The sequence below is a fragment of the Bacteroidota bacterium genome, from assembly GCA_016706255.1.
Lineage (GTDB): Bacteria > Bacteroidota > Bacteroidia > Chitinophagales > BACL12 > UBA7236.
Map to the genome: position 1 here is coordinate 1064176 of JADJJZ010000029.1, position 18791 is coordinate 1082966.

The following is an 18791-nucleotide window of genomic DNA, read 5'->3' on the forward strand; positions in this document are numbered from 1 at the left end:
AATGTTATCAGAATTTAAAATTAAATCCAAGCATATAGGTGCGCGCCTGCGGATATGCTGCATAATCTACGCCTGCAGTTTCAGGATGGTCACCACCTGTTGAACTTACTTCAGGGTCAAATCCGGTGTATTTAGAAAACACATAAACATTTTGCACCTGCGCATAAATACGCAAGGATTCATATAATGTCAATTTAGCCGGTTTAATGGTATAACCAACACTTATTTCACGAATACGTAAATGTGAACCATCTTCAATTGCCTGACCTGAGTTCTGATAAAAATTATAATTAAAAATCGATGCTCTTGGAATATCAGTTACATCACCCGGTTCTTGCCATCTGTCGTCAATTACATGCGAATTATTTGCATACACCTGATACAAATAATATTCATCATCCCAGCCATAATCGCTCCATCCGCCTGTTTGATAGGTAGAACGAATTAAATTATATACATCGTTGCCCATTGTAAAGGTTGCTGCCAATCCGGCATCCCATTTTTTATATTTTATTGCCGTATTAAATCCGCCGTACCAGTCAGGTGTAGCTTTACCTAAAATAACCGCATCACCATCATCAATAATACCATCACCATTGGTATCGGTATAAACAGGATCCCCTGTTGCAGGGTCAACACCTTCGTAAGGCACACCCCAGAATGAACCGTAAGATTCGCCTTCCACTAAAATATGTGTTGCTGTTAAATCAGTGTAAGCGCTCACTAAAATACTATCAGTACTTAAATCAATAATTTCGTTGTGGAGATAGCTGATATTAAATCCAAAACTCCAGTCGAAATCTTTTTTATCAACGATATAAGTATTTGCAGAAAATTCAAATCCGCTATTTAATACATCACCATAATTTCTTGTTACCGAACCAAAACCTGTTGTTCCGGGAACCACATCTTCACTTAATAAATCAGTTTTATTGCCGACATAATATTCGAATGAACCATTAATTCTGCCACGCCATAATTCATAGTCAAATCCGATATTAAACATTTTGTTCGATTGCCATTTTAAGTTTTCATCGGCAATATTTCTTGGACCTAAACCTGACTGACCGTTATAGCCAACCGGACTCCAAAAACTTACATATTGAAAATCGCCAATTTCCTGATCGCCGGTAATACCATAGCTGGAGCGCAATTTAAAATCGGTAATAAATAATGCAGCGGGCCAGAATTCCTCATCACTCATATGCCAACCAACGGAACCGGCAGGGAAAAATCCATATCTGTTGTTTGGTGAAAATCTGGATGAACCATCTACACGTGCACTTAATGAAAACAAATATTTGCTTTGAATATTATAATTAATTCTGCTCAAAAAAGAAACTAATGCCCAATTACTAGCATACGAGTCACCTCCTGTTATAATTGCTGCACTGGATACATCTTGCAATCCGCTTCCAATTGGAAATCCTTGTCCGGCAATGGATAAATAATCGGAATGTGATTCTTGTAAAGTAAATCCGCCAATAATATTCAGTGCATTTTTATTGCTAAAATATTTATCATACGATAAAATATTTTCGCCCAATCAAACCCGCTGACTATATGTGCTGTTAATGGCTTTTCCACCAACTGCTTCAGCATCTGTTGTTATTGGAGAAAAATATAAATCATCTGTCAAATAAGTAAAATCTACCGACCATGTTGAACGGAATTTAAGTGTTGGTGCAATTTGATATTCACCAAACACTGAAGCAAGAACGCGGTTATTTTTTGTATAAGGAATAATTTCTTTGGTAGACAACACAGGATTATCACTTAACCAGCTTGCCTGATAATCTTCAAAATTTGCATAATTGCCATCGTCTTCATAAACCGGCATCAACGGTGATGAGCCGATTGCATTTGTAACGGTTCCGGTATAAACATTATCGTTTAAACTCCTTCTGTTATCGGAATAAGTGAGTGAAATATTTTCACCGAGTTTAAATTTATCATTTATTTTATGGTCGAGATTTAATCTGGTATTTAAACGTTTATAATAAGATTCAATTACAATTCCCTGCTGATCGAAATAGGAATTGGAAATATAAAATGTTGTTTTTTCATTTCCGCCCGATGCTGAAAATTCAATATTATTAATTGGCGCTAAACGAAATATTTCATCCATCCAATTTGTATTTACGCCTGTGTACCATGATTCAGGCAGCGGATTTATAGACAGTGCCGGATCGTAATCTTCCCCAAAAATAGTCGGGTCAGCATTGTAAGCATTTAAATCGTTTAAACGAGCTTCTTCAATTAAGGCAACCAGTTCATCTGAACTTAAAAAATCAATTGGTCGGCTTACTTGTTGTAAACCGGAATAATAATTTAAATTAAAACGTGTTTTTCCAGCAGCGCCGCGTTTTGTCGTAATTAATATTACACCATTTGCAGCACGCGCTCCATAAATTGATGCAGCGGATGCATCTTTTAAAATTTCGATTGATTCAATATCATCCGGATTTAAATCAGAAATAGATGAAATATTTTGACCATTTCCAACCGAAGCCCCCTGTAAATCGAATGATGTTGAAATACCGGAATTACTTTCACTAATCATTGGAATGCCATCTACCACATACAATGGGTTGCTTTGACCCCGCACACTTACCAGCAAACCTGCGCCCGGTGTTCCGGATGCATTTCGAATATCTATCCCCGAAACTTTTCCCTGAATACTGCCTGCAATATTGGCAATAGGCTGGTCGCGGAATTCTTCATTTTTTGTGGAAGAAATGGAACCGGTAATATCACTTTTTTTCTGTGAACCATATCCAACAACAATAATTTCATCGAGTACTTTTTCGGAACTCACCAAAATATTTAATGTCAATGTTCCATTAAAAGAAACGGTTTTTGTGTTATAACCGATAAATGAAATTACAAGCGCACCTGCAGGTTGTGGCGATACAATTGTAAATGCGCCATCTAAATCGGTACTCATGCCAATTGTTGGGTCCGATTGTAAACGAACGTTGGCGCCGACAAGTGTTTCGTTGGTAACTGAATCGCGAACAACACCCTGAATGGTTGTTTGTGAAAATCCGGTTGAGCACCAAAACATCATAACCATTAAGGGCAACAATTGTGTGGTAATTTTTTTAACCATAAGATTGGGTTTTGATTGGTGTGAAAATGGTAATATGGTGGTTTATTTCAATAAGTATAAATCGGGCTGTGCGTATTTATATACTTTAAAATAAATATTGGTAGCACTTTCAAAAATGCCATCCATTTTAGTAATATGATTCGTCATTAATTGCACCAGATGTTCATTGTCGCGGCACATCACATTTACTTCAAGATCGTACGCACCGGTTGTCATGGCCAGGAAACTTACTTCCGGTAAATTGGCGATATTATCTGCAACCTGTGTAACCTTATCAACCGGCCTTACTTTAATCAAAATTTGCGCATAAGTATGGAAGCCGATTTTGTCGGGATTTACCCTTCCAATAATGGTAAGCAATTCATTTTCCACAAAAACATTAAAGCGATTGCGGATTGTTCCAACCGATACACCCAGTTCATCAGCGATATCAGTAAAACTTTTTCGGCCGTCTTTTATCAGTTTTTCCAGGATTTTATAATCCAGGTCGTCTAGCTGCATAATACTCATTTGGTCAAGATTTATACAAATAATGGAATAAATTTCAATATTTCATAATATTTTTCAATAAAATTGAGGGTTTAGAGCCCATTTTTGCATTTTTTTTATGCCAAATTCAAGGTAATTGGCTTTGGGCAATAAAATTTGAAGGTTTGCTGTTTAAAAATTACCCCGGGCTGACAAGGATTAAAAACATTTCAAAATATTCGTCGTTTATTTACACAAAAAAAATGAAAACCATGCGACACCTCTTCACAGGTATGATGATGCTGTTTGTAGTACAGCTTTATGCACAAAACACACAAACCGTAAATTCTGAAATTAAAAAAGTAACTGTTTTTACCAAAGGTGCTCAGGTAGTGCGGAACGGAACACATGCAATTCCGGCAGGAAAAACAGAATTGGTATTTGCAGGAATATCACCCAGAATTGACAAACAAAGTATTCAGGTAAAAGGTGATGGCGATTTTACCATTATGTCGGTATCACATCGTATGAATTATCTGAAACAACAGGCTGTTTCGGATGAGATAGACCAATTGGTAAAAAAACAAGCCGATTTAAATGAGCAGGTTACTTATACCAATTCTATTATTAATGTATATCGCTCAGAACAAACACTGATTGAACGCAACCAAAGTATTGGAGGTGCAAATAACGGTGTAACGGCAGAAAATTTAAAAGCGATGGCCGACTTTCAACGTGCACGATTAACGGAAATATTTACGAAGTTGCTGGAGCTGAATAAAAAAATTACTGATTTAAATATTGAGATACAAAAAATATCCAAACAGCTCGCACAATTAAATAATAATAAAGAAAAACCTACTGCCGAAATACATGTGATGGTTTCTTCCAAAGCAGCAGTTACAGGTAAATTTGAAGTGAGTTATTATGTAAATGATGCCGGCTGGTTTGCCAACTACGATTTACGTGTGGAAAGTATTAATAAACCAATAGAAATTGCTTACAAGGCAAATGTGTTTCAAAGTAGTGGTGAGGATTGGAAAAATGTGAAACTTACAATCAGTAATGGCAATCCGAACGATAATGTTATTGCACCAAAATTATATCCATGGCGATTACATTATTATGCAGGCAGTGCAAATATTTATCAGCAGGGTAATTATAATTACACGAACAGCGGTATTACAAGTATTAGCGGTCGCGTAACGGATGCTAATGGTGAAGCATTGCCGGGAGCAAGTATCATGGTGAAAGGCCAAACACTTGGTACTATAACAGATATGGATGGTTATTACAATTTGCAACTCATACCGGGTTCCAATTATATTGTAGTGAATTATATCGGTTACCAGCAACAGGAATTACCGGTAAACGCCGCAGTGCTCAATGTATACTTAAAAGAATCTACTATGATGCTGGAGGAAGTAGCAATTAGTTCCGGGTATGCATCCAGCCTTAGAATTCAAAAAATCCTAAACACACCGGGAGTTACCAACTCAGAAAAAAAAGAATTTAAAACCAAAGCCCTGGAAACGAATTTTGAATATAAGGCTACCACTTTTAATTATGAAATTGTAGAACCTTACAGTGTATTAAACGACGGTAAAATAATAACCATCGATATTAAAACCGCAGAAGTGCCGGCTGAATTTGTTTATTACACGGCACCTAAAATTGACCCGGCTGCTTATTTAACTGCAAATGTTACCGGTTGGAAAGATTTGAATTTAGTGTTAGGTGAAGCGAATTTATTTTTTGAAGGTGCCTATTTAGGTAAATCCATTTTAGATCCAACTTTTGCATCTGATACTTTACAAATTTCGTTGGGTAAAGATAAGAGTGTGCAGGTGCTAAGAACCAAAATGGTTGAATTTACACAACGACAATTCCTAGGTGGCAATAAAATTGAAAGTGTAGCCTATGAAATAAAAGTGCGGAATAATAAACCGGAACCGATACATATCATTATTAAAGACCAGTTACCGATTTCTGCAGAGAGCGATATTATTGTTGAAGGAGATGTAAAACCTGCAGGCAAAATAGAAGATGAAACACAAATTGTGACTTGGGATTATACCATTGAATCAGGTAAAGAACAAAAAATGGAATTAAAATATACAGTTAAATATCCGAAGGACAGAGTTGTGATTTTGGAATAATTACTTCAGTAAAACAAACGGAATATATTTAATATATTTTGCAACAAATAAAAACGCCTGTCAAATTAATTTTTGACAGGCGTTTTATTTGTTGTTTGACTATTTATTGTTTGATTATTTTGACTGATTGATAATAATTATCAGCATTAAAACGAATGATATAAATGCCTGATGCTAAGTTGTAATCAGTTAAATCCCAGTTAATAAACTGACTGCCGGGACTAACATTTTCACCAAGGTTTTTGGTGGCAATTTTTTCACCGGTTGCAGTGTATAATTCCAATTCAACAGAAGCATTATCATTTAATTCAAATTGCACCATTATTTGATTATCAAATACTGATGGATATACACTCAGCGGAATTACATTTTCTTCCTCAATTGCTGTTGGTAAACGGAATACAGCAGTAATCGTATCATTGTCTGTAAGTATTGTGCCGGTTGAATCCCAGCCCGGAGTAAATGTTGCATGATTTGCTTCCCAATGATCAAATACATACAACTCAGGATCATTACTGTAAGCAATTAATTTATTATCCATTCCACCAAAATAAGTGCCTGTCCATGGCAAAGCATAATGGTTCAGTGTATTTACTTTTATGTAACCTGCCTCAGGCGGAGAAACATCAAAAACTACTTCGTAAGGACCGGTTAATTCGTAACAATCACTCATGCCTGTATATAATAATTCGCAACGGTCTTCAACCCATGTTCTGAGTTGAGAAAAGTTATCGTACCATTCTTCATATGAGCCATACCAACGGTCAGCATGTTGTGCCATTTCCGGTTCAATAATTGCCATCATACTATCCAATGAATTCAGCATGTTTTCACAACTGAAAGTGGTATTATATAAATCGGTATAACGCGATAAATAAAATTGTTCGAATTCGGCATTTTGACGTAAATCATTCATCAAACGCACATGACCTTCCCCATCAAAAAATCCGGGACCAAAAAACGGTGGATCATATTCATCAACATCGCAAGGTAAGGCAGTAGGTCCAATTTCAGGAACGCCGGAATAATTAATATAAAATCCGAATGTTGCATCTAAATCCCATAAAGTATAACCCCATTTGTGATGTGTGCCTTCAGGATTAAATCCGCGCCAAACAGCAGTATTATATACCAGCCAGTCTTTACAAACGGCCGAAGTATTTACACACATATAATCTACGAGACTGTAAATATCGAGCAGGTCGGTAACTTTATAATAATTGCTGTCTACAGTCATATCATGGTCCTGAGCTAAATCCAATAAATCGTCCCAAGCCGGTTTTGTTTCTGTGCCACCATATTCACTCCAGGTATTTCCCCAAGTCATTTGGTATTGTAAATCATACTTACCCTGATTGTAATAAAAATTGGTGAAATCATGATCATCAGTTTTTTCTCTGAAAGAATAAACGCCCCAATATTCACCATTTAAATAAACGATACAACGTTCAGATGTACGCACATCTAAATCAAGTCCGTCATTTTTCGCCAGCATCTGAATATAATCATCACGCAAATGTGCGCAGCCTTCATTTTCGCTATGATGTGCAGCGGGATAATTATCATCACCTGCAGCTCTGAAAATCATTCGTTGAAATTCATCACGCTCAGATGATGCAAAGAATTTTTCTTTTAATGCATTGCTGTAACCAAATTCATCACGGCTCACCCAGTCGATACTGCGCTGATCATTTGCCCAACTATCTTGTCCGTGCGAATTTAATTCACCGTATGAACGGGTTTTGCTATCTAAATCTTTACCAAAAACTTCTATTGAACCGATAGGCTCCAAATCCTGATTTCCGTTGGCTAATTCCAATAAAGTATCACCGGCAATTGATACAACAGGTAAAGTATGACTCACATTAATAAAATAGGTATAAAATTGAATTTTACCGGGCAGTATATCCGGATTTGCTGAAAATACTCTTGCTTTTAAAACTGTAGTTGCACTAATTGTAATTGCCTCAGTATAAATTGGGTCATCTGTTTTAGGTTCAGTGCCATCTAAGGTATAATGAATGGTTCCGTCGGCGGTGGTTGAAGTAATTTCAACTGTTACATCTCCACCAAAAAATCCACCGGCAACACTCATATCTGGTCTGTCGGTGTAAGCTGTAAACATGGTAGCACCATTATTTGATAAACCCGGAGTTGGTGCAGTACAAACTTTCCATTCTGCATCACCATCTTCTACCCTTGCGCGACTATGCTGATTTAACGTAAATACCATGGTCAACGAATCAACTATATCTAAACCGGGATTCGTAATAATTATCTGGTCAGGATTGGTTTTAGTTTGGGTCAATTTAAAATTCGTGTGGTAATTGCCACCGTCAACAGTATCGCGACCGGAGCACCATACTTTCAAAAATCCATTGGCAGGAATTACCGAACCCGCCGGAAAAGTCCATTTGCCTAAAGCGTCATCATCATCACTTAAATGATATCCCACCAAATCAACATCCGCATTGTAGCCGTTATAAATTTCAAACCAGTCTTCATAATCACTGTGATTATCAACAAATTGTTTCCAGTTTGAAGCCGAATATTCATTAATGACCAACTGAGCCGGCATCTGCAAAATACCCATTACTAAAGCCGGAAAGAGGAGTAATACTTTACGCATCAGATTAATTTTTTGTAAATATAAAGTTAAGTTGGGGTAAAGTAAAATGTATTGCGCCTGCAACAAATGTTAAAATTATTACATTATACGGGCATGTAATTTCAGCCTGAGCAGCTGACGAATAAAAAGGGAGAAAAATAAGTGCAGATTAATTTCGCGAAATTACTCCTTCACAATAAACTTAAATCCAACACCGCGCACATTTTCAATTTCAACATTGCTGTCGTCAGAAAACATTTTGCGTAAACGCGACACAAAAACGTCGAGACTGCGGCCGATGTAATAATTATCTTCACCCCAAACCTGGTGCAAAATAGATTCTCTGCGCACTACCTGATTTCGGTTAATAGATAACATGCGTAGTAATTCTGCTTCACGAATGGTTAACGTATATTCGTTTGCTGCATTTTTTAATTTCAACTCTTTGAAATCAAAAATATAACTGGCAATATGATAAATATTTTTTTCTTCTGCTGTACTTTCTGAAAACACCTTACTGCGTTTTAAAAACACTTCTATTTTTAAAACAAGTTCATCAATGCTGAATGGTTTGGTAATATAATCATCACCACCCAATTTAAAACCCTGCAATTTATCTTCCAGCATTGCTTTGGCTGTAAGAAACAAAATAGGTACATTTTTATCTTTATCTCTGAATTTTTGAGCAAGTGCAAAACCATCAATTTTTGGTAGCATCACATCCAGAATACATAAATCAAATTTTTGTTTCTGAAATGTTTGCGCCGCTGTTAATCCATCTTCGCATAAAGTAATATCATATCCTTTTTTAGCGAGATTATCCTTTGTCACGAACCCGAGATTTACGTCGTCTTCTACGTAGAGTATTTTAGGTTTTTTACTATCCATGTGCAATTTATTGTGGAATTATAATTGTAAATATACTGCCTTTATTGAGTTGACTGTCTAACCGCAAACGCCAGTGATGTGCCTTTGCAATCATTTTAACATAGTTGAGCCCTAGTCCGTAGCCCTTTACATTGTGTATATTGCCTGTCGGCACCCGGAAAAATTTTTCAAAAATTTTACGATGGAACTCCTTCGGAATACCAATACCGTTATCGGCTATACTTATAAATAACCCAATATGGTCGCGACCGGTGGTAATGGTAATTTCAGGAATTTTATCATTGTATTTCAATGCATTATCGAGCAAGGTATTTAATACATTTTGCAGATGCACTTTGTCGGCATCAATTAAATCATTTTCAATTGCACCATCTAATACTAACAAACCACCTGCATCTTCCATTCTTACACCAAAAGAGGTAACTATTTCCTGCATCAATTCATTTAAATGAAACTTTTCTTTATTTAATACCAGGTCATCATTTTCCAACTTGGCCAGTTCTAATATTTTGCTCACCTGTCCGGTAAGTCGGGTGTTTTCATTTTTAATAATGCCGGCATAACTTTTTAACCGGTCGGGCTCATTTACTATTTCAGGTTCAATTAATACATCTGCTGCAATTCCGATTGTTGAAATTGGTGTTTTAAATTCATGTGCCAGATTATTAATAAAATTTTTCTGAAATTCACTCAGTCGTTTCTGACGAATAATTACATCCAGCGAATAGCCAAAAAACACCAATACAATCGTCAGTGCAATAATGGATGTTGCCCAAACAAATATCATCACCGAATTTACAATAGGTCGCTGCGGGAAATTAATTTTAAAATAATAAGTAGACTCCGTAAGTTTTGGTAAAGTTGTTGGATATACAATTGTTGTATTATCTACATTACTCGAAACACGTTCTTCAAAAACCATATCATCACGTGTCGATTCATAAACCTGATAAATAAAATCGACCTTGTGAAAAGGATTTGAAAATTCACTTTTAATATAATAATCGAGCTGATTTAAATCAATTTTTTCTTCAATATCCACTAAATAAGCATGCGGAGAAATACGCACTACAGGATGATTGGTAAGTTTCTGACCGTGATTACTTGTCTCAATTTTTGCAGCAATTTGTTCGAGGGTAACGGTAACTGCATTTTCAAAATTAGACTGGTTAATTAACAACCCTTTTCGAATCCAGAAAACCTGCGATAAAATGATGGTAACAATCGCAATTATGCCCAATGCAATAACCCACCTGATTGTTTTTACATTCATTGTTTACCCTGCCTGTTTTTGTAAAGATAAGCTACTGCCAATAAATTGTAGATGCTGACTTTCAGCGATTGGATGCAAGTTGCTCGCATGGTTGGATTAATCCGGTATTCATGGCATACACCAACAACTCCGATGTAGAATTGATATTGAGCTTTTTCATGATGTTTTTCCGATGTGTGGTAATAGTATGGAAGCTGCGGAAAAGTGTATCTGCTATCTGTCGCGTAGTGTAGCCGTTAGCAATTAAGCGAATAATTTCAATTTCCCGCTCCGATAAAACCGTTGGTTCACAATTCTCCGATTCCGGCATATTACCTTCCAGCAGGATGTTCACCACCTTATGACAATACATTTTTTCGCCGCGCATCAGAGCGTGAATGGCATCAATAATCTCTTTCTGGTCGCAGGTTTTGGTCAAATAGGCTTTGGCACCAATTTCCACAATTTTGCGAACGGTATCGGTATTACTGATATCGGTAATAATTAAAATTCGGGTGCCCGGACAAACAGTTTCAAGGGTGCTGATATCATCAACCCTGAAATCTTCGAGATTTAATGGGTCGATAATAACGATATCCGGATTCAGGAGGTTCAGATTGCTGAAAAGGTCCTCCTTATTCACCATAACCCCAACAATCTGCAGGTCGTTGTAGCGCTTAATAATAGACTGTAACCCCTCTATTATAAGGTATTGCGTCTCGGCTATAACAATCTTTATTGGCTGCACCTGTCGTTGTTTAGATTAATTCTAAACATAAAGATACAACTTTTGTTCAAAATAATTCCATTTGTAATTCATCATCGGTTAACCCGTACGTCTGCTCCGAATTAAATTCTTGCTCAAAAATTTGGCGGTTCCAATTGTGCATCGTCACGGGTCAATATTGATTGACCCAAACGTGAGCGCTGAATTAAATTTTTGTCCAAAATTCCAAGGCTCGAATGAAATTCTAACTCAAAATTGGCTGTTGCCTCATTCCGGCTGTTCCAATTTTACATCCTCACGGGTCAATATTGATTGACCCCAACGTGAGCTCCGATTGAGATTTTTGCTCAAAATCGGCTGTTCCAAACATTGGCATTCCCAAGCACATTAGCACATCAGCCTTCACAAACTTCCCATCCACCTTCACTCCACCATTAACCGCAGAAACCATATAAACACCAATAGGTAATTTACTGATATCAGCATTTAACTGGTTGCCGGTTAGGGTTGTTGGAACGTTGATGATTTTTCCGGTAACATCGTAAAATGTTATAACCAAATTATTTGTCCCGATAGCTGAAAGGTCCATGGTTATTGCATTTGAAGCCGGGTTCGGATAAATGGAAATGTTGCCTTTATTTAAATCGTAAACAGAAGTAACCGTCATTGCGCTGCAATCAGCAATTGCGTCATTTACCTCATAGGTATTACATTGATCGCACAAAATACTTTTTAAGAAGCAGGCAATATTATCAGAAGTATATTCAGCAGGGTAAGCTTCATGTCCGGCAAATAAATTTTTATGCATCACATTACAAATACCCTCATTATTTAATTTTTCCTGCATGGCAACGGCACCGTAAACCATTTCATAACCTTCGCAAAATTTTATCGGACCCGAAGTTGGTGGAATTACATCATCAGAAACACCATAAAAAGTAATCATCGGAACTATTTCATCTTTACCCATATAAAGGGTGTCATAAATGCCGCCCCACATACTAATCATACCTTTCACCGTAAAATCAGTTGTATAATTATTGGTTGAAGTATTCAGCGTTCCAAATAAATCCAAATGTGTTGGATGGTCGGCAACCCATTCATCTTCCGACATAAATATGCCGTTCATCATAGCATAAACGCCTGCACTTTCACCACCGGCAAATATCATGGAAGTATCAATTCCGTATTCAGCTGCATTTACAACAAGATATCTGAAACAAGCCTGCACATCCTGCATGGCGCGATATACGGCTTCTGCAAGCGACGCAGGGTCACCGGCACAATCTTCAGGCGAACCGGCCCAGCCCTTTCGGTAGTTCATAGCAACCACCACATAGCCACTTTTAGCTAAATCGAGCATGTGATAAGCAAACGCTTCCTTTTCGCCACCCCAAAATCCACCGCCATGTGCAAACACAATAACAGGGCGCTTTTCGAGCGGGTCAACGGACATATCCGGGTAAGAAATATCGAACGAATTCAGTATTGGCTGCGGATAATCATTATACCAGTTATCGGCAAATCCGTACGGTTTGTCGACAATTGTGACAATATCACTCTCATCAAAATAATCATTTTGAGTGAATCTTCCGTCAATACAATACTGCGCGTTCAGGGTAATAAGGTGTGTGAAGGCGATGAGGAGGATCGAAACCTTCTTCATAATGCTGTTGGGTTGAATGGTTAATAATGCTGTGTGTGCATATTAATCATAAAGAACGAAATGCTAAGATAAGCACTGAAAGTGAATATTTTATGGCAGAAAATCAGGAAAAATGACACGACAAAAACATCGTTCAGGTCATTTTAGCCCCTTGTAAAACTTATTAACACGCTTTACAAATAATTTGTTCTCTTCAATAAAAGAAAAGTGCCCCGAATGCTCAAAAACAAACAATTGTGCGTTGGTGAAACATTGTTTCAGTCGGTTGTCGGCCGTTTCGGGACTAATATCGCAAACTCCACGAATAATCAGCACCGGTGTGGGGTTATCTTTTATTTGAGCATACAAATCATACTTTTTCATATCAGCCGCAAAGCCGTATAGCGAGAGGCTTGCAACCAAATAATCGTTAGGCAGTTTCGGGTCCAATAAGGCCAGTTTATTGGTATCGCAAAACAATTGTTTAAACGACAGCATCATAAGCTGATTAATTACTGCCATATCACCCTTCTTAAATCCCTCCGAAAGCATGAGGTCAGCACGTTTTGCGCTGTCGGCGGGTGAAATTTTATTTTGAACAATAATGGTCGATTCTCCCGCGAGCTCATTATTCAGGGGCGTAGGGTTCGCATAAACAATCGACCGCACATGGTCAGGGTATTGTTGCAGGTAGGTAGTTACCGGCAATGCACCCCAGGAGTGACAAATAATATCGAGTTTTTCGATGTTGAAAAGTACACGAATTGCTTCAATATCGGCAGCAAACGTATTAAAATTCATGTTCGCCCGAACGCTTAATTGTGACTTGCCCGAAGAACGCTGGTCATAAAAAATTAATTTGTGGTTTTTTGCGAGGGGTAATAAATGTGGCAAAAAATATTCGTGGTTGAGTCCGGGCCCGCCATGAACAATCAAAATCGGGTCGCCCTCCCCTATTATTTTAATGTAAAGTTGTGTGCCGTTAACAGTATATAAACCCGTTGTATCCTGCGCGTTGGCAACAGTTAAAGACATTCCGAAAACAATGAGGAGGAAAGCGTAAAATCTTTTCATAAATATAATTCATTGTAAAGTTAAACGTTTTGTGGTATTGTTATTTTGGGGGGAAAGGTTCCATCCTGCTATAGGCGCAGCTATTCAATTTCAATGAACCGTTTCACAGCGTTTTACTTTTCTCCCTCTCTATTATGTTTATCGTTTAATTTTACCGCACAAACGCCAACCCATGTTGAGTAATAACGATATATTAAAAAAATTACGAGTAGCGCTTTCACTGCGCAACGATGATATCATTCACATTTTGTCATTAGTAGATTTCGAAATAACCAAAGGCGCCCTAGGCGATTTATTTCGCAACGAAGACCACCCCAACTACAAAGTTGCCGGCGATCAGATTTTGCGTAATTTTTTAAATGGGTTGATTATTTATAAGCGGGGCAAAAAGAAGACTCGCCTGAAGTCACCGAATAATTAAGCAGCAAAATAAGTGAAATAAAAAAACCGATAAGCAACAAATAAATGTTGCCTATTGATTTTGAAATTTCGGGAATTAACATTAGAAAAAAATAGTGTTTTATAAGTATGAGGAAAAGCAGCACTGGAACTCATCTCAAAAATAGGTTTGTGTTAGTATTTTCAAGTATTCGCTCTTTAGCCGAGGCGCTTGAAGCAGCCCATACTGGAGGAAGTACGGGCAATTCAAGCAACGAAGGATAAAGAGCGAAGACGCAGAAAAGACGCCAAAGGTATTTTTGAGATGAGTTCTAAATAAGCAAGAAATATGTTGGCAGCACCAAGAAATATTTTTTTGGTTTTTAATGGTTTAGGCAGTAAATTCTATAACACGTTGAGTTATCAAATCTTTGTATTCAATTTGACGTTCTTCTGTTAAAAATGATATGTCGATAAGCTGGATAGCTTCCGGCAACCATTTCACCACCCTTTTATACACAGCATTTATTTGTATTTCATTTAGTTTTAAAACCTTTGCGAAACGATCGAAATATTCTTTTTTAAAATTCATTTTTTTTCCACCAAGCATCAAGGCAATATCTTCTTTATCTTGCGGCAGTATTAATTTCACATTCAATAAATCATATGCAGGTGATAAAGTCCATTGCTTATCAGAAAGCCACATCGAAAAGTTTTTAAGATGCATATCGGTATTGCCAATGATGTAGTTAAAGATAGTCAATTCAAAAAATCTCAATTTATCTAACAAGGTATTGGCGGACAATTCACCTATGGTTTTTCCAAGAGTTTCCATGGTGCCCTTGTATTTGTCTTCCAACTCAAGAATTTGCAGGAAGTCAATCATATGATTTTTTGTACCGTCAGGGTTCCGGTCAATTCGTTTGGTGATATAGCACAATTCACCGGAGGCTAATCGAATCATATTAACCGGAACAATATCTATTTTAAATAATGCAGCTAACTTCATAGAAATATGTTCGTTCTCAGGCATCTGTGGGTAAAGTGAATTTTGAGGTTTCAAAATATAATTACCTTCCAATGCATCCATAATGGTTAAGCGACTCTTATGTCCATTTTCCAATTCCTTGTTAAGCCATCCTAATGATATTTTAGGCTGAACACCTGGAACTGTTATGGATAACTCAACGGCATGTTTTGCCAATTTTTCCATTTCAGATAATTGATATGGTAAAACCGGAGCATATTCGGTTCCATAAAATGCCTTATTACACTTCGTGTGATAATCACCTTTATGCATCGCATCCAACTCCTGATAACAGTATAAACATTTACGCATTTGCCGGCTCATTAATAGGGTGAATACTTACTGCTCCTATTGTATTTTGACAGCAAGCAAGCAGAAGCCCCATGCGATCGTTTTTATTAATTTTCCAGCCTTCTACTGCAATATTTAGCAGCCAGCCCTCAGGAATAAGTCCATCAAAAAATGGGAATAATCTTTTACTGCTATAGGGCTGTGTAGAAACCGGCATTTGAAAAGAGATGAATTGATTCGGGTATTTTATAATATAATTTTCATTATACACAAATAGGTATTCTCCATTATCATTCTCGGTTAAAACACCGGCTGGTTCATTATTGTATTTAACTAATCCTTGGCGCATCTTTCTCATTTGTTGGAACTAATACATGACCAAACAAGCTCAAAACACGATTAACTTTTGCTAAACTCAGGTTTTCTTTGCCTTGTTCAATTTTTCTAATTACCGTAAGTGCAACTCCGGCTTTCGCAGCAAATTCTTCCTGAGTTATTCCCAATTGCTTTCGTTTGGTTCTTACAAATTCAGATATTCGAGTCATTTTATATGCATTTACATACAAAAATAATAATAATATATTGAATTATATGCTTTTAGATATAAAAAAGACAATTTTCTAATTTTATATGCTTTTACATATAAATTTTGAAACCCAATTAGTGTTTAAAACCGTTAATGCAACTTGAATTGCTGGTAAATTGCATTTGGGCTAGATTTTTTTGCAACAGGGGTTCAAAATAACCAAAGGCGCCTTAGGCGATTTATTTCGCAACGAAGACCACCCCAACTACAAAGTTGCCGGCGATCAGATTTTGCGTAATTTTTAAATGGGTTGATTATTTATAACCGGGGGAAGAAAGAGGATGGGAATAAGATTGAAGAGGATTGAAGAGGATTGAACAAGATTGAACAAGATTGAACAAAATTGAACAAAATTAAATCTAGATAATTAGAAGGAATTGCAAATTTTTCTTGAAAAAATTATCTATTAAGCAAGCAAATAAAAAGGATATAGAAATAACCAAAGCACTTTGTAATAACATTCTTGAAATCAACAATAACTAATCAGCGGATTGTAAAAAACCGATAAGTAATAGGTATTTACTACTTATCGATTTTAAAATTTCGGAAAATTGGCTTTAGAAAAAGAATTGTTCGCTGATAATTTTACCATCGCGCACTTCGTACAAACAAACTTCATCCATCACCATTCTGCCTGCACCTTTAAAAGTGGCATCCAGTTGCATTGAAATAGAGAAGTATTTACCACCCACCACAGGGTCAGAAATAGCCCCGCCATGTCGCGCTTCAATAGAAGCAGCAAAAGCCTTCCCTTTTTCCAGCACAGCAATTTTACCATGTGCCGATTTAGCCGGCGAATGTTCCGGTTCAATACTTTTTACATCATCTGCGAACAATTCCTGTTCCGCTTCTAACATTTGACCATTGCGGCAAAGCGCCACCAACCGATCAGCAATTTGTTGAGTTGTCATATTTTTATGTTTGGTGATATGACGATTGAGGGGGTGGGGATTGGACAGATCGAAAAAAATTGTTTCGGTAGTAGTTAAAAGTAGAGATAATGTAATTTTGGTGAATGGAGCAGCAGGAGCAACAATTTGAGACAAAAGGCATTAGTTATTTCGACAGAATAAAAATGGGTTTATTATTTACAATTGTGATATGCTTAATCATATTATTTTTGGTAATGAGGTCTAGCCACTATTACTTCCCAGATCATTTTTATTTTATATGGATATGAAACTGCACCTGAAAAGATAGAGGAGATTTTAAATCACAGTTTGACTGATGAAAATCTTAAAGACAATGAACATCATTATGTTAGAGATTACATTTTAAGTGCCTGAAGAACTCGTCTAGTTTTTTAGTAGGCTGCAAGTCCATTTCAGGGAGTCAAAAAAGTGTGAAAAATAGTTTGTCAGATATCCTAAAATGACAATTTGTTTTTAGAATGAAATTTATGTTAATTAATTCCGTTTTTACCTTATGGTATTTTTTGAAATATAATTCATCCCAAACTTTAATTCAAAATGAAACAAATTTAATATTAACTTTTGTCAAATTTATTTATTAGAGTGTTAGCCAAGAAATTATTTGCTTTAATGACAACAAAGCCTTGTCATTTTGATTCAATATACGAAAATGATGGGTATATTAAAAAACCTGTTTTAATGGCATATTTTAAGACACAATAGATAAAGAAACAAGTATCAATGCAAGCTCGCTTTTAAAAATAACCAAAGCAATCCTAAAGAATTCAGTAGGTCTACCAAATTCATTATTGATGGCTCAAAAGCAACTTAAGGAGGTTGAAAGGTATGCCTTAGAACTACCTCAATAACAATATAATGGAATTTTACTAAATACATTTATAGATGGAATGGATACGCCTCTGTTTTTGAGTATTTTAATAGTTGTAGTTATTTCAAAAATCGTAATTCGGACCAATTTCTATGCAAAGTAATAATAAATTTTAATGGAAGTTATCATTATAGTTTTGGGTTAGTAGAACAAAATGAACTTGTTGTTTTTCACTAAGGAGTTATCATGAACGAAAAAGATTTATAATAAAAACAAAATCAATTGCAACTCTTATATAACATAAAATTCTATGAATTTAATAGCAAACACAAAGGCATTCAGTTTTTACTATTCCATTGGAAATCAATTTTAACCACAACTTTAAAATGTATTTTCACGATGGCGTGATTTGGTAGATCAACAGAAAAGCTGGAAATAGCCCATTTCTTTTCGGAGGAAGAAATTTGGATAAAAAGCCATTTGCTTTATGGTAGTAAACTCGGTTATGCTACTTTGAACAACAACTATAAAGTTACTGATTCTTGGGACACAATCTCCAAACGACGAAAGTTTAATAAAAGTTTATCATTCCTATAGATACTGAAGAAGCAAGGGACTCAGGGTTGCTTCGATTTGTCTATCAGTAAAATAAAAAGAAGCGGATTGGAAAAAGTTTGAAAATACTTGGTTTCCGCTGCCGTTCTTTCAACTCAATGGTAAGCGGTCTGATTTTGGACCAATCAATTGGTGCCGATTCAAACTTATACCAAATGTAAAAGAGGGAAATATCAAGAAATACAATCTTCTATTAGCTTTTGATACAAGAACTGTGTTTA

Annotated in this window: 16 protein-coding genes and 1 pseudogene; 4 read left to right on the top strand and 13 right to left on the bottom strand. The window is 36.4% G+C overall.

Translation table 11 applies throughout. The annotated features are described in order from the left end of the window. Window positions 1-7: 7 nt before the first annotated feature. The 3 genes from IPI65_22505 to IPI65_22515 are packed head-to-tail and all read right to left on the bottom strand — an operon-like array spanning window position 8 to window position 3622. Window positions 8-1546, bottom strand: coding sequence for a SusC/RagA family TonB-linked outer membrane protein (locus tag IPI65_22505; protein ID MBK7444204.1), 1539 nt, complete (start codon window positions 1544-1546; stop codon window positions 8-10). After that, window positions 1547-3112 (bottom strand): SusC/RagA family TonB-linked outer membrane protein, encoded by a 1566-nt coding sequence (locus tag IPI65_22510; protein MBK7444205.1) that lies wholly within the window; start codon window positions 3110-3112, stop codon window positions 1547-1549. Window positions 3113-3154: 42 nt separating this feature from the next. Then, window positions 3155-3622, bottom strand: a complete 468-nt coding sequence (locus IPI65_22515) for an Lrp/AsnC family transcriptional regulator (GenBank protein MBK7444206.1) — start codon at window positions 3620-3622, stop codon at window positions 3155-3157. Window positions 3623-3852: 230 nt separating this feature from the next. Here IPI65_22515 and IPI65_22520 point away from each other — a divergent pair, with 230 nt between their 5' ends. Beyond that, a complete protein-coding gene (locus tag IPI65_22520; protein MBK7444207.1) occupies window positions 3853-5739 on the top strand; it encodes a mucoidy inhibitor MuiA family protein in 1887 nt (628 codons plus the stop codon). A gap of 103 nt (window positions 5740-5842) precedes the next feature. On the opposite strand, the gene IPI65_22525 is transcribed toward IPI65_22520, so the two are convergent. From IPI65_22525 to IPI65_22550, 6 genes are all read right to left on the bottom strand, one after another. Then, on the bottom strand, window positions 5843-8368 hold the full coding sequence (locus IPI65_22525; GenBank protein MBK7444208.1) for a CotH kinase family protein: 2526 nt from the start codon (window positions 8366-8368) through the stop codon (window positions 5843-5845). Window positions 8369-8530: 162 nt separating this feature from the next. Continuing rightward, complete coding sequence (locus IPI65_22530) at window positions 8531-9235, bottom strand: response regulator transcription factor (GenBank protein MBK7444209.1); 705 nt, start codon at window positions 9233-9235, stop codon at window positions 8531-8533. Window positions 9236-9242: 7 nt separating this feature from the next. Continuing rightward, the gene (locus IPI65_22535) at window positions 9243-10508 is read right to left on the bottom strand and encodes a HAMP domain-containing histidine kinase (protein MBK7444210.1); all 1266 of its coding nucleotides are present in this window, start codon (window positions 10506-10508) and stop codon (window positions 9243-9245) included. Window positions 10509-10569: 61 nt separating this feature from the next. Then, window positions 10570-11235, bottom strand: a complete 666-nt coding sequence (locus IPI65_22540) for a response regulator transcription factor (protein MBK7444211.1) — start codon at window positions 11233-11235, stop codon at window positions 10570-10572. Between the two features lie 274 nt (window positions 11236-11509). Continuing rightward, on the bottom strand, window positions 11510-12880 hold the full coding sequence (locus IPI65_22545) for a carboxylesterase family protein (protein MBK7444212.1): 1371 nt from the start codon (window positions 12878-12880) through the stop codon (window positions 11510-11512). 138 nt (window positions 12881-13018) lie between these two features. After that, on the bottom strand, window positions 13019-13933 hold the full coding sequence (locus IPI65_22550) for an alpha/beta hydrolase (protein ID MBK7444213.1): 915 nt from the start codon (window positions 13931-13933) through the stop codon (window positions 13019-13021). Between the two features lie 175 nt (window positions 13934-14108). Between IPI65_22550 and IPI65_22555 the strand changes: the two genes are divergently transcribed. Then, window positions 14109-14354: a DUF1456 family protein gene (locus tag IPI65_22555; protein MBK7444214.1), complete on the top strand. Its 246-nt coding sequence runs from the start codon at window positions 14109-14111 to the stop codon at window positions 14352-14354. Between the two features lie 348 nt (window positions 14355-14702). Here IPI65_22555 and IPI65_22560 read toward each other — a convergent pair whose 3' ends face one another. From IPI65_22560 to IPI65_22570, 3 genes are read right to left on the bottom strand one after another with little or no spacing between them, the layout of a single operon-like run. Then, complete coding sequence (locus IPI65_22560; protein ID MBK7444215.1) at window positions 14703-15650, bottom strand: HipA domain-containing protein; 948 nt, start codon at window positions 15648-15650, stop codon at window positions 14703-14705. Beyond that, window positions 15643-15978: a HipA N-terminal domain-containing protein gene (locus IPI65_22565; GenBank protein MBK7444216.1), complete on the bottom strand. Its 336-nt coding sequence runs from the start codon at window positions 15976-15978 to the stop codon at window positions 15643-15645. Before IPI65_22565 ends, IPI65_22560 begins: the two co-directional genes overlap by 8 nt. Beyond that, on the bottom strand, window positions 15959-16174 hold the full coding sequence (locus tag IPI65_22570) for a helix-turn-helix transcriptional regulator (GenBank protein ID MBK7444217.1): 216 nt from the start codon (window positions 16172-16174) through the stop codon (window positions 15959-15961). Before IPI65_22570 ends, IPI65_22565 begins: the two co-directional genes overlap by 20 nt. A 172-nt stretch (window positions 16175-16346) precedes the next feature. On the opposite strand from IPI65_22570, the pseudogene IPI65_22575 reads away from it, so the two are divergent. After that, a pseudogene (locus IPI65_22575) lies at window positions 16347-16522 on the top strand (DUF1456 family protein). Window positions 16523-16772: 250 nt separating this feature from the next. Here IPI65_22575 and IPI65_22580 read toward each other — a convergent pair. After that, window positions 16773-17126, bottom strand: a complete 354-nt coding sequence (locus tag IPI65_22580; GenBank protein MBK7444218.1) for a nuclear transport factor 2 family protein — start codon at window positions 17124-17126, stop codon at window positions 16773-16775. A gap of 1523 nt (window positions 17127-18649) precedes the next feature. Here IPI65_22580 and IPI65_22585 point away from each other — a divergent pair. Further along, window positions 18650-18791: virulence factor SrfB (locus IPI65_22585; GenBank protein ID MBK7444219.1), on the top strand; the 142-nt coding region annotated here is incomplete at its 3' end.

Bases quoted from the DNA above. Each gene is read 5' to 3' on its own strand.
- IPI65_22510 (MBK7444205.1), bottom strand. From the start codon at position 3,112: ATGGTTAAAAAAATTACCACACAATTGTTGCCCTTAATGGTTATGATG.
- IPI65_22515 (MBK7444206.1), bottom strand. From the start codon at position 3,622: ATGAGTATTATGCAGCTAGACGACCTGGATTATAAAATCCTGGAAAAA.
- IPI65_22520 (MBK7444207.1), top strand. From the start codon at position 3,853: ATGCGACACCTCTTCACAGGTATGATGATGCTGTTTGTAGTACAGCTT.
- IPI65_22525 (MBK7444208.1), bottom strand. From the start codon at position 8,368: ATGCGTAAAGTATTACTCCTCTTTCCGGCTTTAGTAATGGGTATTTTG.
- IPI65_22530 (MBK7444209.1), bottom strand. From the start codon at position 9,235: ATGGATAGTAAAAAACCTAAAATACTCTACGTAGAAGACGACGTAAAT.
- IPI65_22535 (MBK7444210.1), bottom strand. From the start codon at position 10,508: ATGAATGTAAAAACAATCAGGTGGGTTATTGCATTGGGCATAATTGCG.
- IPI65_22545 (MBK7444212.1), bottom strand. From the start codon at position 12,880: ATGAAGAAGGTTTCGATCCTCCTCATCGCCTTCACACACCTTATTACC.
- IPI65_22550 (MBK7444213.1), bottom strand. From the start codon at position 13,933: ATGAAAAGATTTTACGCTTTCCTCCTCATTGTTTTCGGAATGTCTTTA.
- IPI65_22560 (MBK7444215.1), bottom strand. From the start codon at position 15,650: ATGCGTAAATGTTTATACTGTTATCAGGAGTTGGATGCGATGCATAAA.
- IPI65_22565 (MBK7444216.1), bottom strand. From the start codon at position 15,978: ATGCGCCAAGGATTAGTTAAATACAATAATGAACCAGCCGGTGTTTTA.
- IPI65_22570 (MBK7444217.1), bottom strand. From the start codon at position 16,174: ATGACTCGAATATCTGAATTTGTAAGAACCAAACGAAAGCAATTGGGA.
- IPI65_22580 (MBK7444218.1), bottom strand. From the start codon at position 17,126: ATGACAACTCAACAAATTGCTGATCGGTTGGTGGCGCTTTGCCGCAAT.